The 14,087-nt window shown below is 48.7% G+C and carries 12 protein-coding genes and 2 tRNA genes; 7 read left to right on the forward strand and 7 right to left on the reverse strand.

Going from position 1 to position 14,087, the window contains the following annotated elements:
• Positions 1-6 precede the first annotated feature (6 nt).
• Together ftsH and LA360_RS19500 are read left to right on the forward strand one after the other, a co-directional pair.
• Complete coding sequence (gene ftsH / locus LA360_RS19495; RefSeq protein ID WP_022203447.1) at positions 7-1,821, forward strand: ATP-dependent zinc metalloprotease FtsH; 1,815 nt, start codon at positions 7-9, stop codon at positions 1,819-1,821.
• 397 nt (positions 1,822-2,218) lie between these two features.
• Entirely contained in the window at positions 2,219-4,345 is a 2,127-nt protein-coding gene (locus LA360_RS19500; RefSeq protein WP_112481487.1) for a glycoside hydrolase family 13 protein, read from the forward strand.
• Positions 4,346-4,523: 178 nt separating this feature from the next.
• Here the strand turns inward: LA360_RS19500 and LA360_RS19505 are convergent.
• Both LA360_RS19505 and LA360_RS19510 read right to left on the reverse strand, forming a co-directional pair.
• Positions 4,524-4,607 (reverse strand) — tRNA-Leu (locus LA360_RS19505).
• A 102-nt stretch (positions 4,608-4,709) separates the two neighbouring features.
• Positions 4,710-4,791 (reverse strand) — tRNA-Tyr (locus LA360_RS19510).
• A 366-nt stretch (positions 4,792-5,157) separates the two neighbouring features.
• Between LA360_RS19510 and LA360_RS19515 the strand changes: the two genes are divergently transcribed.
• Positions 5,158-6,081: a LacI family DNA-binding transcriptional regulator gene (locus LA360_RS19515; RefSeq protein ID WP_225537619.1), complete on the forward strand. Its 924-nt coding sequence runs from the start codon at positions 5,158-5,160 to the stop codon at positions 6,079-6,081.
• On the opposite strand, the gene LA360_RS19520 is transcribed toward LA360_RS19515, so the two are convergent.
• Together LA360_RS19520 and LA360_RS19525 are read right to left on the reverse strand one after the other, a co-directional pair.
• Positions 6,065-7,576 carry a recombinase family protein gene (locus LA360_RS19520; protein WP_112481488.1) on the reverse strand — a complete coding sequence of 504 codons (1,512 nt, stop codon included), beginning with the start codon at positions 7,574-7,576 and terminating at the stop codon, positions 6,065-6,067. The two genes, LA360_RS19515 and LA360_RS19520, sit on opposite strands and share 17 nt — an antisense overlap.
• Before the next feature lie 94 nt (positions 7,577-7,670).
• Complete coding sequence (locus LA360_RS19525; protein WP_112481489.1) at positions 7,671-7,862, reverse strand: hypothetical protein; 192 nt, start codon at positions 7,860-7,862, stop codon at positions 7,671-7,673.
• 291 nt (positions 7,863-8,153) lie between these two features.
• Between LA360_RS19525 and LA360_RS19530 the strand changes: the two genes are divergently transcribed.
• A complete protein-coding gene (locus tag LA360_RS19530) occupies positions 8,154-9,392 on the forward strand; it encodes an IS110 family RNA-guided transposase (protein ID WP_112481490.1) in 1,239 nt (412 codons plus the stop codon).
• A 176-nt stretch (positions 9,393-9,568) separates the two neighbouring features.
• Here the strand turns inward: LA360_RS19530 and mobV are convergent, their stop codons facing one another.
• The 3 genes from mobV to LA360_RS19545 all read right to left on the reverse strand — a co-directional run bounded on the left by mobV (position 9,569) and on the right by LA360_RS19545 (position 11,614).
• Positions 9,569-10,510, reverse strand: a complete 942-nt coding sequence (mobV, locus tag LA360_RS19535; RefSeq protein WP_112481491.1) for a MobV family relaxase — start codon at positions 10,508-10,510, stop codon at positions 9,569-9,571.
• Positions 10,511-10,693: 183 nt separating this feature from the next.
• On the reverse strand, positions 10,694-11,089 hold the full coding sequence (locus LA360_RS19540) for a replication initiator protein A (RefSeq protein WP_112481492.1): 396 nt from the start codon (positions 11,087-11,089) through the stop codon (positions 10,694-10,696).
• A gap of 111 nt (positions 11,090-11,200) precedes the next feature.
• Positions 11,201-11,614 carry a cysteine-rich VLP domain-containing protein gene (locus tag LA360_RS19545; RefSeq protein ID WP_112481493.1) on the reverse strand — a complete coding sequence of 138 codons (414 nt, stop codon included), beginning with the start codon at positions 11,612-11,614 and terminating at the stop codon, positions 11,201-11,203.
• Between the two features lie 319 nt (positions 11,615-11,933).
• Here LA360_RS19545 and LA360_RS19550 point away from each other — a divergent pair, with 319 nt between their 5' ends.
• From LA360_RS19550 to LA360_RS19560, 3 genes are read left to right on the forward strand one after another with little or no spacing between them, the layout of a single operon-like run.
• Positions 11,934-12,239, forward strand: coding sequence for a hypothetical protein (locus LA360_RS19550; RefSeq protein WP_112481494.1), 306 nt, complete (start codon positions 11,934-11,936; stop codon positions 12,237-12,239).
• 23 nt (positions 12,240-12,262) lie between these two features.
• Positions 12,263-13,063, forward strand: coding sequence for a helix-turn-helix domain-containing protein (locus tag LA360_RS19555; RefSeq protein ID WP_112481495.1), 801 nt, complete (start codon positions 12,263-12,265; stop codon positions 13,061-13,063).
• Positions 13,064-13,096: 33 nt separating this feature from the next.
• On the forward strand, positions 13,097-13,585 hold the full coding sequence (locus LA360_RS19560; protein WP_160116308.1) for an SMI1/KNR4 family protein: 489 nt from the start codon (positions 13,097-13,099) through the stop codon (positions 13,583-13,585).
• The last annotated feature ends 502 nt before the right edge of the window (positions 13,586-14,087 follow it).

A 14,087-nucleotide genomic window follows, 5' to 3' on the forward strand; every position in this document is an offset into this window, starting at 1 on the left:
AATTCGGTGAGACAGCAGCAGACATTTAGAGGATTTATATTCATACTCCTGATGCTGATCTTAATCGCCACCGCAGTGAGATTCCCTTACGCAAGGCAGGCGGATAAGGTTACAAATCAGGATTTTATCAAGATACTGGAGGATGGCCAGGCGGCAGACGTGAACATCCACCAGAATCCGCAGACTCCCACGGGAGAAGTGGTACTGACCCTTTTGGACGGTCAGGTGAAGCGGCTTTATGTTTCGGATGTTAAGGACGCCCAAAGGCTTCTGGACGCCCATGACATGGCTTATACGACCATGGATGTGCCCCAGGAGAACTATCTGGTGACCATCATCCTGCCCTTCATGCTGTCCATTGTGGTGGTGGTCATCATCATCATGGTCATGAACCGGAGCGCGGGCGGCGGAGGCGCCAACGCCAGAATGATGAATTTTGGCAAGAGCCGGGCCAGGATGAGCCGGGACAGCAAGGTTAATTTCTCCAATGTAGCCGGTCTTGTGGAAGAAAAGGAAGAACTGGAAGAGGTGGTGGATTTCCTTAAGAATCCGCAGAAGTATACCAGTGTGGGGGCCAGGATACCAAAGGGCCTTCTTCTGGTAGGCCCTCCGGGAACCGGTAAAACCCTGCTTGCCAAGGCGGTGGCCGGCGAGGCGGGAGTTCCGTTTTTCTCCATATCAGGTTCTGATTTTGTGGAGATGTTCGTGGGCGTGGGCGCTTCCCGTGTCCGTGATTTGTTCGAGGAGGCCAAGAAGAACTCTCCCTGTATCGTGTTTATTGATGAGATTGACGCGGTTGCCCGCCGCAGAGGTACAGGTATGGGCGGCGGCCACGATGAGAGGGAGCAGACGCTGAACCAGCTGTTGGTTGAGATGGACGGCTTTGGCGTCAATGAAGGCATTATCGTCATGGCGGCCACCAACCGCGTGGATATCCTGGACCCGGCTATCCTTCGTCCGGGCCGTTTTGACAGGAAGGTAGCAGTGGGACGTCCCGACGTGAAGGGACGCGAGGAAATCCTTAAGGTCCATTCCAAGGAAAAGCCCCTCAGCGAGGATGTGGATCTGCACAGGGTAGCCCAAACCACCTCAGGCTTCACGGGAGCTGACCTGGAGAACCTGATGAATGAGGCTGCCATCATATCCGCCAGGGATAACCGCAGGTTCATCAAGCAGAGCGATATCGACCGGGCCTTTGTAAAGGTGGGAATCGGCGCGGAGAAGAAAAGCAAGGTAATATCCGAGAAGGATAAGAAGATAACGGCTTACCATGAGGCGGGCCACGCCATCCTGTTCCATGTGCTTCCGGATGTGGGACCAGTGCATACCGTGTCCATCATCCCCACGGGAATCGGGGCAGCCGGCTACACCATGCCCCTGCCTGAAAAGGATGAGATGTTCAATACCAGGGGCCGCATGATGCAGAATATCATGGTGGATTTAGGCGGCCGGATTGCGGAAGAGCTGATATTTGACGATATCACCACCGGCGCTTCCCAGGATATCAAGCAGGCCACCCAGATTGCCAGGGCCATGGTGACCCAGTACGGCATGTCTGAGAAGGTGGGAATGATTCAGTACGGCGGTGACGAGAACGAGGTATTCATCGGACGGGATCTGGCCCATACCAAGTCCTACGGCAATGAGGTGGCTGACACCATTGACAGCGAGGTCAAGCGAATCATTGACGAGTGTTATCAGAAGGCAAAGGACATCATCAAACAGTATGACTACGTTCTTCATGCCTGCGCCGCCCTGCTGATTGAGAAAGAGAAAATCAGCCAGTCTGAGTTTGAGACGCTGTTTACACCGGCACAGTAGCATTCAGGTCCTGTTTTTAGGGCCGGGAATGATGGAAAATAGCATCAGGAAGGGGAGGGAGGCTAAAAAGCCCCCTCCCTTGTCTATATTGCTCATAAATGGCCTGGAAAATATTGCATCTTTGTGCACACTTTTTTTCGTTCCTATGCTATTATAATAGGCGTAACCCCCCCCAATACATTATATAGTTTTTGCTACACCCCATAAGAAACGAAATACCTTCTCCTGAGAAGCCTGGCCACCCCGCCAGGCTTTTCACTTTGTGAGAAAGCCATGGAAAAGGTGTAATGTTATCAAGATTTTTCTGGTATAATTTTTCTTGTATATTTGAGAAAATTCAGATACAATAAAGGAACAGGATTGTAAGTATGAGCAAATTAGGAAAAGGATATAAAACGTGGAAGATAATATAAAGGGATGTATCAACAGGGATGCCCTTTTTTCCTCTGAGACAGAGGATTACCGCATGCCAATGGAACCGGACGCAGATGATGATGTGCTGCTTCGCATGCGGACAGCGAAGGGCAATGTGGATCATGTATATTATGTGGAGGATAAAGCCGAGGTGGAGATGACCAAGGCCAGGTCCGATGAACTGTTTGATTATTACGAATACGAAATCACAGTAGGCACCGATCAGGTGCTTTATCACTTTAAAGTAGTATCTGAACAGGATGTCTGTCTTTATAACCGTCTGGGCCCTACACAGGATGGCCAGCCATGTTTTGATTTCAAGATTACCCCGGGATTTCACACGCCGGAATGGGCAAAGGGCGCGGTAATGTACCAGATTTTTGTGGACCGTTTCTGCAATGGAGATGAGAGCAATGATGTGGAATCATATGAGTATGTCTACATCGGCCGTCCGGTTCAGAAGGTCACGGAATGGGACCGGTACCCGGCTGCCATGGATGTGGGCTACTTTTACGGAGGGGATCTGCAGGGAATATGGGATAAGCTGGACTACATCAAGAGGCTGGGAGTGGAGGCCATATATCTGAATCCGGTATTTGTATCCCCCTCCAACCATAAGTACGACTGCCAGGATTACGAGCACATCGATCCCCATTTTGCCAGAATCGAGAAGGACGGAGGCGGCCTGGTCAGGCCTGATGCCACGGATAACCGGGAGGCTGACCGCTATGTGCAGCGCAGCGCGGGCAAGGAGAATCTGGAAGCCAGCGATGCGTTCTTTGCCCGGTTTGTGGAGGAAGTCCATAAGCGGGGGATGCGGGTGATTCTTGACGGGGTGTTCAACCACTGCGGTTCCTTTAACAAGTGGCTGGACGCAGAGGGAATATATGAGCATTCCGGCGACTATGAGGCAGGCGCCTATGAGAGCAAGAGCAGCCCATACCACAGCTTTTTCCAGTTCCATGACGACAGCGACGAGGCGTGGCCTTACAACAGGACGTACGACGGCTGGTGGGGGCACGATACCCTGCCTAAGTTAAATTATGAGAATTCTGAAAAATTGGTGGAATATATACTGAACGTGGCCAGGAAGTGGGTATCGCCCCCCTATTCCATTGATGGCTGGCGCCTGGACGTGGCTGCCGATTTAGGACACACGGCGGAATACAATCACGAATTCTGGCGCAGGTTCCGCCAGGCCGTAAAAGAGGCCAATCCGGAGGCGCTGATTTTGGCGGAGCACTACGGGGATCCGGCTTCCTGGCTGGAGGGGGATCAGTGGGATTCCATCATGAATTACGACGCGTTCATGGAACCGGTCACATGGTTTCTGACCGGTATGGAGAAGCACAGCGACAGTTATAACGGAGGCATATGGGGAGATGGTGAGGCTTTCTTTAACGCCATGGGATACCATATGAGCCGCATGCAGACCAACACGGTGATGACGGCCATGAACCAGTTGTCCAACCATGACCATTCCCGTTTCCTTACCAGGACCAATCAGATGGTAGGACGTATCCAGACTGCGGGGCCGGAAAAGGCGGGACATAACATAAAGCCCTGTGTGTTTAGGGAGGCAGTGGTGATTCAGATGACATGGCCGGGAGCTCCCACGCTTTATTATGGCGATGAGGCCGGAGTCTGCGGATGGACAGATCCGGACAGCAGGCGTACCTATCCATGGGGGAAAGAGGACTTAGAGCTCATAGAGTTCCACCGCTATATGACCGGTATCCACCGCAAGATACCGGTGTTCAGAAAGGGTGCGTTAAAGCCCCTTCTGGCCGGATACCAGAAGATTGCCTACGGGCGTATGTTCGGTAAGTATCAGGCCGTGGCGGTCATATCCAACAGTCCGGACAGCCAGACTATGGACATTCCGGTATGGCAGCTGGGCGTTACCGACGACATGGTGTTAGGCAGGCCCATTCTGACCACTGAGACAGGGTACAATGCGGGGGTTATGCTCTACCGTGTAAAGAACGGGATTTTGAAGCTGAACATGCCGCCTTACAGCGCAGCCGTGTTCGTTTCGCGGCCCGATGAATTTTATCCGGTGGTGGATTCCCGGTTTGCGGACGACGCGGCAGCTGCCATGGAGAAGTAGGCAGAAAGATGATATAGGACAGACGGATTTTGGATAGGAAAGAGCACCTTCCTGAGGCGGGGAGGTGCTCTTTTTTGGGTGGTTAGCCAAGAATGATTCATAAAATGTAAGCATGTAAAAATAGAGTGCTGTAAAACACCGGGAATACTCAAATGCTTTTACAACACTCTATTTATAATGCGGGTGGCCGGACTTGAACCGGCACGGTATCGCTACCGAGGGATTTTAAGTCCCTTGTGTCTGCCTATTCCACCACACCCGCAAAAGCCCCGCAGGAACTTTTCAACACGTGCCACAGCTGAAAACCAGGACCTTTACGCGCCCTGCACTGATGTCCTTAAGCTATATTTTAACGGCACGCTAGTGGGCGAAGGTGGATTCGAACCACCGAAGCTATTAGCAGCAGATTTACAGTCTGTCCCCTTTGGCCACTCGGGAATTCGCCCAGATATTGCTTTGATAAGCAGTGTTTATAATACCACAGACTCTGAAAAAAATCAAGTATTTTGTGAACATTTGTCAGCCGTATTTGTCGCTGGATTTGCCATCAGCATGGACTGCGGGATTAGCGGTCAGTTGATTTCTTTACAGTAAATAAAAAAAGTTTTTCTGCTGTTGACTGTTATTTGATAGAAAAAATTTCTATAAAAGTCTGAACAAATCTATAAAAATATATTTATAATATAAAAAAATGGAAAATACCATAGAAAAATGTGAAGAATACAAAAATAGCCCCCCATTGACAGTAAAATATGTCCATGTTAATATGAGCTCATAGATAACGTTTTCTATATTATATTTGAGGGGCCCCAATGAATAAGAAAACAACAATTAAGGACATTGCAAAAAAGGCAAACGTATCAATCGCTACTGTGTCCAGGGTACTGAGACGCACGGATTATCCTGTCAGCCAGGATGTGAAAAAACGTGTTTTTGATGCTGCGGACGAACTGGAATATAAGCCCAATTTGTTCAGCAGGATGCTGCGCGGTGACGTCAGTATTGAGATAGGTATTATTGTTCCGTCAATTAATAATCCGTTTTATGCTGCACAGGTGGCAGCGTCAGAGGAAGAATGTTTAGCCCGTAATTTCATTCCCATAATCTGTAACTCCAATTCCAATCCAGGATTGGAAAGCTGGTATCTGGAGATGCTGGAAGAAAGGCAGGCAGCAGGTATATTGCTGACAACAATCCAGAATGAGGAGACTTTTGTCAAACGGATTGAACGGCTAACCATGCCCGCGCTTCTGGTGGACCAGGGAATCGAGAATTATACCGGAGACCGGGTGCTGTTTAACTTCTTTAAGGCTGGTTATATGGCGGCAGAGTATCTGATTGAATGCGGACATAAGGACCTGGCATTGGCGTCAGGACCAATTACACGACATAACAGGAGAGAGATACTGAGGGGCTTTAAGCAGGCGCTGTTGGATTATGATATTGTTTTTAATAAGCGTCGAATTGTGAATTATGATTCCAACTATGATATTTATAATATTGGAGATGACCAGGGAGCCATCCAGATTATTGACAAAATGTTTGAGGAGGAGTATCTTCCGGAAGGTATTGTTGCGATTAATGACTCACTGGCCATTAAGATGATAAATGAATTGCATAACCGCGGAATCCATGTTCCCAATGATATTTCCATTGTGGGAAAGTGCAGTTTACAAGGGACTACACAGGGTAGGTATCTGACGGGAGGTGTGCCGCCCGTCAGATTTTCCATGTGATATTCAAGCTGTCGCTTGTGGCGGCTATGGTAGTGAGCATTAAGTCCACCACCCGCCGCTTGTCGTCAAAGGATACATTCTCCCAAGTGTCGAGGTAGCCGGAAATCTGGCTGACCTGTTCCGGGCTTATGGCTTCCACCGTCAGCTCCGCTATCTGCGCCAGTAGTTCCTGCTTGCGTCCGTCCAGTTCGGCAATCTTCACATTCACATAGGAGAGCAGGACATTGTTTGCGCCTGTCAGACTGTCTACCAGCTTTTCAATCTCACTGTCCACATGAGCAAGCTCCACTTGCAGGGCGGCGATTTTCGGGTTGGCTTTTGCCGCTTTCTTCCTGCCCGTCAGCGTCTTGTAGCTGTCCAGCTTCTTCACCATTTGCTGATAAGTGACCGCTTCCAGTTCCGAAGTGATGATTTTCCCACAGCAGGGGCAACTCTTGTTATCCAGCCGCTTTGTACAGCGGAGATATTGCTTGCCGGACGGATTGAAGATACTCATAAGAGCATATCCGCAGTTCCCGCATTTGATTTTCCCCGCCAGCCATGTGTGGGTGGCTTTCCGGGCAGACTGGATTTTCATGTTGTTCATCAGCTTCTTGCGGCAGGTCAGCCATACGTCCGAGGGGACAATCCCCTCATGCGGAGCCAGCACCAGCATTTGGTCTTTGAGATTTTGCGCCTTGTCCGGCTTCACGTCCCGCCCCTGATACAGATAGCACCCGTTCATGCCCGTAAAGTCGGCGGCGTCATTGACAATGACCGTCCCCTGGCTTTTGAAAAATTCGTACACATCGAGGTCTGCCTGCACATAGACGGGATTGCGTAACATCTGCGCCAGCGTGGGGCGTATCAGTTCTTTGCCGTTGAATAAAATCCCCTGTTCAGCAAAATACCGGGTAATGTCCCCGTAGGAGGTTGTAGGCTGGGCGTACATCTCGAACATGAGCCGGATATTCGCCGCTTCCTCCGGTTTTACCACCAGCTTCTTTGTGTTGATACCGTCCATTTTGATAGGCTCGGTGTGGAAACCATAGGGAGCCTTGCCGCCCATTTTGAAGCCCCGCTGACTGCGGGAATAATAAGCGTCCGTCACCCGCTTCTGTATCGTTTCCCGTTCAAGCTGGGCGAACACGATACAGATATTCAGCATAGCCCGCCCCATAGGAGTGGAGGTGTCAAACTTCTCCGTAGAGGAAACAAACTCCACGTTGTAATGCTGGAACAGTTCCATCATGTTTGCGAAGTCCAGAATGGAACGGCTGATACGGTCAAGTTTGTAGACAATGACCTTTGCAATCAAGCCCCGCTTAATATCCCGCACCAGTTCCTGAAACTTCGGACGGTCTGTGTTCTTGCCGCTGTACCCTTTGTCTGTGTATTCCTTGCAGTTACCGCCTTTCAATTCGTATTTGCAAAATTCAATCTGGCTTTCAATGGAAATGCTGTCCTTTTTGTCCACCGATTGTCTTGCATAGATTGCGTCTATTCTGTTGTTCATATTGTCGCTCCTTTTCTTAAAAAAGAAACGGAGCTGCTGACACTTATATTATATCGCCAGCAGCCCCGCAAATCAACGGTGGCTTTGGAAAACCTTACGCCCCGGCGTTCTCATTCTGCCGTTTATCGGCGTACTTGCGGAACACCTCATAAAGCTGTTGCTCCAACTCCCGGCGTTTCGCCGCTTCCTGCTCCGGCGTGAACACCGGGGAGAGATTTTCCAGCGTGATTTCCTTTCCCTGAAAAGTCACGACCTCTGTTTCTTTCTTGTATCTGATATGCTCCATAGAACCTCCCATATTCAATTTTCAACGAATCATGAAAGCTTATCTCAGCCTATGATGAAAATAGGGTATTGGCTCCACTACTTTTTTTATTTCTTATTCTGCCTTACAATAGTCTTAGGCAGGATTAAATTTGATTGCACCTTGGAGGAATTTGCACCCCGTTTGTCAACGTAAATGTTTTGCCCTTGAGCACAGCATATTGTCGCACCTTTTATGGATAGCACGAGTAGCAAAGTCCGTATTATCTCGGGCAAATCTCCTGCCAATTCTATTGCAAAGGAGATGTTCTGTATGAAAGACCTTCTGGAAATTTCCTGTGGACTGGATGTCCACAAAGAAAAAATTGTTGCATGTATCCTGTCTGGTCCTTTGGGTAAGCCAACACATTCCGAAATCCGGGAATTTTCCACCCTAATCCCAGATATGATCGCCTTGCGGGATTGGATCGTTTCTCAAAACTGCCATCATGTCGCTATGGAAAGCACAGGCATTTACTGGCTGCCTATTTATGAAATACTGGAAGACTCATTCTCTGGAGATATTACTTTGCTGGTTGTAAATGCACGCCATATGAAGAATGTTCCCGGCAAAAAAACAGACATGCGAGATTCCGAGTGGATTTCTACCCTACTCCGTGCCGGGCTGCTGAATGGCAGCTTTATTCCCGAAAAAAGAATTCGGGAATTTCGGGACTTAAACCGTTACCGTAAGAGCCTCATCCGTGATATTACATCCCAGAAAAACAGGATTGAGAAATTTTTACAAAGTTCCGGCTTCCGTTTGTCCTCTTTCATTTCTGATATTTTTGGTACTTCCGGCAGGAACATCATTCTGCACCTGATTGAGCATGGTCAAATCGATCGGACTGCTTTGGACTCCTGCTTAAAAACAAAGACAAGAAGCCGTATAGATGAAATCCTCATGGCCGTAAATGGAACTCTCTCGGAACATCAGAAAGCGTTTCTCAGAATCCTCATGAACCATTATGATTCTCTAAAAGAACATCTGAATCAAATCGAAAAAGATCTCGAGCAAGATATGGAACCATTTATTCTGCAAGTGGAACAGTTGAATAGCATTTATGGGATAAGCACCACCGCTTCCTGTGCAATTATTGCTGAAATCGGAGTTGATATGAAACCATTTAAAACCGCAGAGCATATCTGTTCATGGGCTGGTCTATGTCCCGGAAATAATGAGAGTGCGGGAAAACGAAAAAGCACATCTGTCACGAAAGGCAATCCGTACATAAAAAGTATGCTCTGTGAAATCGCCTGGGTAATTGCCGGAAAACGAAACTCTTATCTTTCTGCCTGGTATTGGAGAATCAAACAGAAAAAAGGTGCGAAAAAGGCCATTGTTGCTCTTGCCAGGAAACTACTTGTTATCATCTATACAATGCTAAAACAAGGGACTCTTTTTAATGAAGCCTGTTTTGAAGTCAGGCGTAAAAACTGTGAGCAAAAGCAGATTTCCCGGTATATACGGGAATTGGAAAAACATGGTTATCATGTAGAAGCCCAAGGTTAGCCCATCTTTGATTCATATTTCACTGTTGGCAGCCAATATCGTGACTGCTTTTTAGCGATGCTTTCATGATTGTTGAAAACATTTGTTGTCAAGGTTCAGGTCTTGGCTACGAGTTTTATTTTCGTAGCAAGGTACAATGCCGCATAGGGGCGGCGTGAAATTCTGCTTATATTCAATCACCTTTCCTTTGTGTATCGCTGTTGCCGCTTTACTTCTGCCAGCACGTCCGGCGGGATACGGTCAACCAGCCTTTGAATATCCTGCAATTCGCTTTCCAGTTTCGCCCGTTCCATGCGGTCTTTCATCTTGCCGCTTTCGCTGGCTCTGGCTCTCGCTTCCAGCTTTTGATTTTCTTCCAGCAGGTCATTGATCGTGACCTTATATTTCTTCAACTGCCCGGAGAAGTTCTCCATTTGAGGGAACCACTTTTTCAGCATGGCAAGGGCTTCTTCTTTCTTCTTCCCGGCGTTCAGCGGAGAAATACTGTCCAGCGTGGCTTCAATCGCCCTCGCCTGTTTGGAGAGATTGACCGCCTGCTTGAAAAGCCGGGTGGGGAAATGCTTCCGTCCCGTTTTGCTGGCGCTCTCCCCACGCTCTAAGTCAGGATATTTCTCCACCATATAGGCGTGAAAATCGTCCTGCCACTTCGTCAAATTCGCCCGGTTGCCTATGATTTCTTTGGCGCACAGGCGGTTGTCCTTTGTCAGCGGAACGAAAGTCAAATGTAGGTGGGGCGTTTTCTCGTCCATGTGTACCACCGCCGACACGATATTTTCCCGGCCTACCCGGTCAATGAGGAAGTCCGCCGCCCGCTGAAAAAAGGCTTGTATCTCCTTTGGGGACTTGCCCTTGAAAAACTCCGGGCTGGCGGTTATGAGCGTATCCACAAACCGGGTGCTGTCCTTTCGTGTCCTGCACCCCGCCTGTTCAATGCGGCTCTGAATGAAATGGTAATAGCGTCCCTCCGGCTTGACGATGTGAAAGTTGTACTTGCTCCGGCTCGTGTCAATGTCAGGATTGCTGGCGTACTGTTCCTTTTGCCGTTCGTGGTGGGCTTCCAGCGGCCTTGCCGGATTGCCTTTATGCTTCTCAAATCGCAAAATTGCGTGTTGTGCCATAAACTCCTTTCCCCATTCCTTTCCTATCCGGGACTTTTCCACAGGAAAATCCCGCCGGAAATATCTCTGATAGGATTGGAATGGAATTGATATAAATAAATCTGTTTAATCTCTGTATTTCTATCTTCCGTCCGGTTTTCGTACTTCAAGAGGATTGATTATCGTACTCCATGCGTGCGGTTTTCAGCCCTCCGGCGTACCGGAACCGGATTTCTTGAAGTCGGTGTTTGAAACCGCTTCATAGGATTTTGGATAGATACGGTTGGGTTTTCCACAGCCCTGTTTCTGTATCTCCACAAGCCCCGCATATTGTAACTCCCGTAGAGTGTTGACCGCTTTCTGCCGCCCACAGTGGAGCAAGGCGACCACCTCGCAGATTGGATAGTACAGGAAAATGCGACCGTACTGGTCCGACCAGCCGTTCTTGCGGGACAACTCCGTCCGGCGCAGGATAAAGGCGTACAATATCTTTGCTTCATTGGACAAAGCTGTGAATGTGGGGGCTTCAAAGAGAAAATTCGAGAGCCGGGTGAAGCTGACCGATTTCTTCGGCTGATGAATATAAATCATGTTTGTCATAGTGTGCTTTGTGGACAGTTAGAACGGCATTTCCGGGGGAGGGTGATACTTTATACCACTTCCCCCGGTTCTGCCCTCTGGAAGCCTTGCAAATCAAGGACTTTTCCCCGCCTAATTGTCCACGCTCGACCTCCTTTTCCGTTCACTTTCCGCTTTCTGCTGCCTGTGAACTCTGGCGGCGCAGTCCGGGCAGTATTTCGCCCGGTTGGACTTTGGGACGAACACGCCGCCGCAGACCTCACAACGTTTCAAGTTCTTTCCCCGGAAAATCTCTGCTTCCAGCGTTCCGTCCTGCGTCAAGACCGACCAGCGAAACCACTTACAGCAGACGGAGAAAGAAATCATCTGCGGGCAGGTGTGAGCGTCCCCGTCATCAAGAGCGATACAATCCCCGCCCTCGCAGTTGCAACACTCCCGGCGTATCAGGCTGTTTGCCTGTTTCCTCTGCGCCGGCGTCATGCGGTAGAGGGAGCCGTCCGGCCTGCGCTCTACGGGCGGCAATCGCTTGTATAAATTTTCTTTCATGCGTTCCTCCGTTTCTCTGTTGCCGTTCTCCCCGAAAAGGCTTCCTGCCCCATTCCTGCGGCTTATTCCGACGTTGGCACGCTCCCCGGACTTCGGGACATTTTGTCCCGAAGTGGCTCGTTGCGGTGCTTCCCATGCCGGGATATTCCTTTTCGGACGGTCATTTGATTTTCAAGGTGCTGTTCACCGATGAACTAAGATAAGTCTACACCTAAATGACCGCCTGCCCCGTATATCCATAAAGTCGGAAATCAGCCCGGAAAACTCACTATTTCCACGCTCTCGGAATTGTGGTAGAATACAAAAAGGAGGAGATTGTATGGACATATATGTTGAACGGATAGGGAAAGTGATAACTTTAGAGGAATGGAAAAAATATGTGCAATCAGACAAAGAATTGTCATTATCAGAACAAGGAAAGGGGATAAATCCCTTAACCCGTACAACAATGTATTTTGAAATTCCAGGTAGAGTTATCTATAAAAATGACTATGAGATTTATTATGAAAACGGAAAGATTGGCTGTGACGGTTTATCAGATGAGATTCAAGGAAAACTGATTGAGATAGCCCGGTTTTTTAATGCTAAAGTTTTCGATTGCGGTGAAGAAATAAAATTTGATTAAAGATTAAAGAAAAGAGATAACACATGGAATTATCTATACAGGAACGCTTAAAAGACCTGCGTGTGGAGCGTGGGCTGACGCTGGAACAGCTTGCGGAGCAGACCCACCTCTCCAAGTCTGCGCTGGGCAGTTATGAAGCGGAGGACTTCAAAGACATCAGCCACTATGCCCTTATCAAGCTGGCGAAGTTTTACGGTGTGACTGCCGATTATCTGCTGGGACTGTCTGAAACAAAAAATCACCCAAACGCCGATCTTGCAGAACTGCATTTGTGTGACGATATGATTGAACTGCTGAAAAGCGGGCTGGTGGACAATTCCCTCTTGTGTGAACTGGCGGCGCACCCGGATTTTCCCCGGCTCATGGCTGACCTTGAAATCTATGTGAATGGCGTGGCGGTGAAGCAGGTGCAGACCGTAAACGCCATAGTGGACACCATGAGCGCAACGATTATGAAGCAGTACAATCCCGGCTTGACCGACCCGCAGTTAAGACAGCTTGTCGCCGCCCACATTGACGATGACAACTTTTGCCGCTATGTGATACAGCAGGACATAAACGGCATAGCCCTTGGCCTGCGGGAAGCACATAAGGACGATTTTTTCAGCGTCCCGGAGGACAACCCGCTGAAAGGATTGTTGCAAGCCGCTGATGAAACCGCCAGCCCGGACAGCGACCCGGAGCAAGCGTCACTGGCGTTTATCTGCAAGCGGCTCCGGCTGAACTTTAAGAAGCTGTCCGAGGAAGAAAAGAAGTGGCTCAAAAGGATTTCGGAGAAGTCGGACTTGCTGAAAAATCCAAACCCACAGCGGGGGAGAAAGTAAGAGAATGACAAACTGGAATTGATGGAGGATAAAATGAGCATTATCGAAAATATTAATGAACGGTTATCTTTTGATATGGAAACCATTGGTTGCGGTGGAGAGAAGGAAATCGAGCAGGTATTAAGCAAATCACCAATACAATTACCAGATGACTATATAGAACTCTTAAAAAGCATTGTCGGTCCTCAAAATGTAGGAGTAGAGTTCTTGGTTAAAAACGATGGTTCATCAATATGTATTTGGAGCGCTAAGATGGCATTGACGCAATACGAAGATTACCACCGGATGTATACAGAAGATTTTTTTATTAGTAATGAACTTGTTGAATTTATCGAAAGCGTTTGGTTTTTTGGAAATGATTTGGGGGACTTGGTTTATTTTTATGGAAAAGGAAAAGACGGTCTTGGCTTGTATCGGGTAGAAGATGGTAGTTTGGGGGGTGAAGAAGCAGATAAAATTGCCGATACCTTTACTGATTTTTTGGTCAATGGTGTAGGAATTGATACTGCTATAACGTTATAACTTCCAGTTTGTCGGGGAAATAGCAAAGCCAGCCGAGCCAGTCAACGGTCAAGATGAACGGCGCATACTGCGCCGCCGTTGACAGTCCCGCCCGCCTTTGCTAACAGGCAATCAAGGCGGGAAAGCCCTAAAATGGCTTCCCGCCCATTTCAATTTTGAGAGAAAAATCCGTCTGCTTTTTCGTGAGTGTGTCCACAAGTTCGGGACATTTTGTCCCGAAGGACGGCGTGGGACGAGGGGCGGAGGCTTTCATATACGCCCTGTCTGCTGATGAAACCAGTCCTGCGCTTGCGGCTCCACGCCACGCAATCACAGCCCTGTTTTCCTGCCGTTTCAAATCCCCTTGCCCTCCCCGGCGGCAACGGCATTTTCACGGCAACGCCGACAGAGCGTATAACACACTACACTTTGCAAGCAAAGTCGTGTGCCAAGGGGCAAGCCCCTTTGGAATCCCCGGACAACAAAACAGGCGGTATGCTACCCTCTCCGGGAGCATACCGCC

It is taken from the genome of Enterocloster clostridioformis, assembly GCF_020297485.1.
GTDB lineage: Bacteria > Bacillota > Clostridia > Lachnospirales > Lachnospiraceae > Enterocloster > Enterocloster clostridioformis.

Bases quoted from the DNA above. Each gene is read 5' to 3' on its own strand.
- LA360_RS19555 (WP_112481495.1), top strand. From the start codon at position 12,263: ATGGAATTATCTATACAGGAACGCTTAAAAGACCTGCGTGTGGAGCGT.
- LA360_RS19525 (WP_112481489.1), bottom strand. From the start codon at position 7,862: ATGGAGCATATCAGATACAAGAAAGAAACAGAGGTCGTGACTTTTCAG.
- LA360_RS19560 (WP_160116308.1), top strand. From the start codon at position 13,097: ATGAGCATTATCGAAAATATTAATGAACGGTTATCTTTTGATATGGAA.
- LA360_RS19540 (WP_112481492.1), bottom strand. From the start codon at position 11,089: ATGACAAACATGATTTATATTCATCAGCCGAAGAAATCGGTCAGCTTC.
- LA360_RS19530 (WP_112481490.1), top strand. From the start codon at position 8,154: ATGAAAGACCTTCTGGAAATTTCCTGTGGACTGGATGTCCACAAAGAA.
- LA360_RS19520 (WP_112481488.1), bottom strand. From the start codon at position 7,576: ATGAACAACAGAATAGACGCAATCTATGCAAGACAATCGGTGGACAAA.
- LA360_RS19545 (WP_112481493.1), bottom strand. From the start codon at position 11,614: ATGAAAGAAAATTTATACAAGCGATTGCCGCCCGTAGAGCGCAGGCCG.
- LA360_RS19515 (WP_225537619.1), top strand. From the start codon at position 5,158: ATGAATAAGAAAACAACAATTAAGGACATTGCAAAAAAGGCAAACGTA.
- mobV (WP_112481491.1), bottom strand. From the start codon at position 10,510: ATGGCACAACACGCAATTTTGCGATTTGAGAAGCATAAAGGCAATCCG.
- LA360_RS19550 (WP_112481494.1), top strand. From the start codon at position 11,934: ATGGACATATATGTTGAACGGATAGGGAAAGTGATAACTTTAGAGGAA.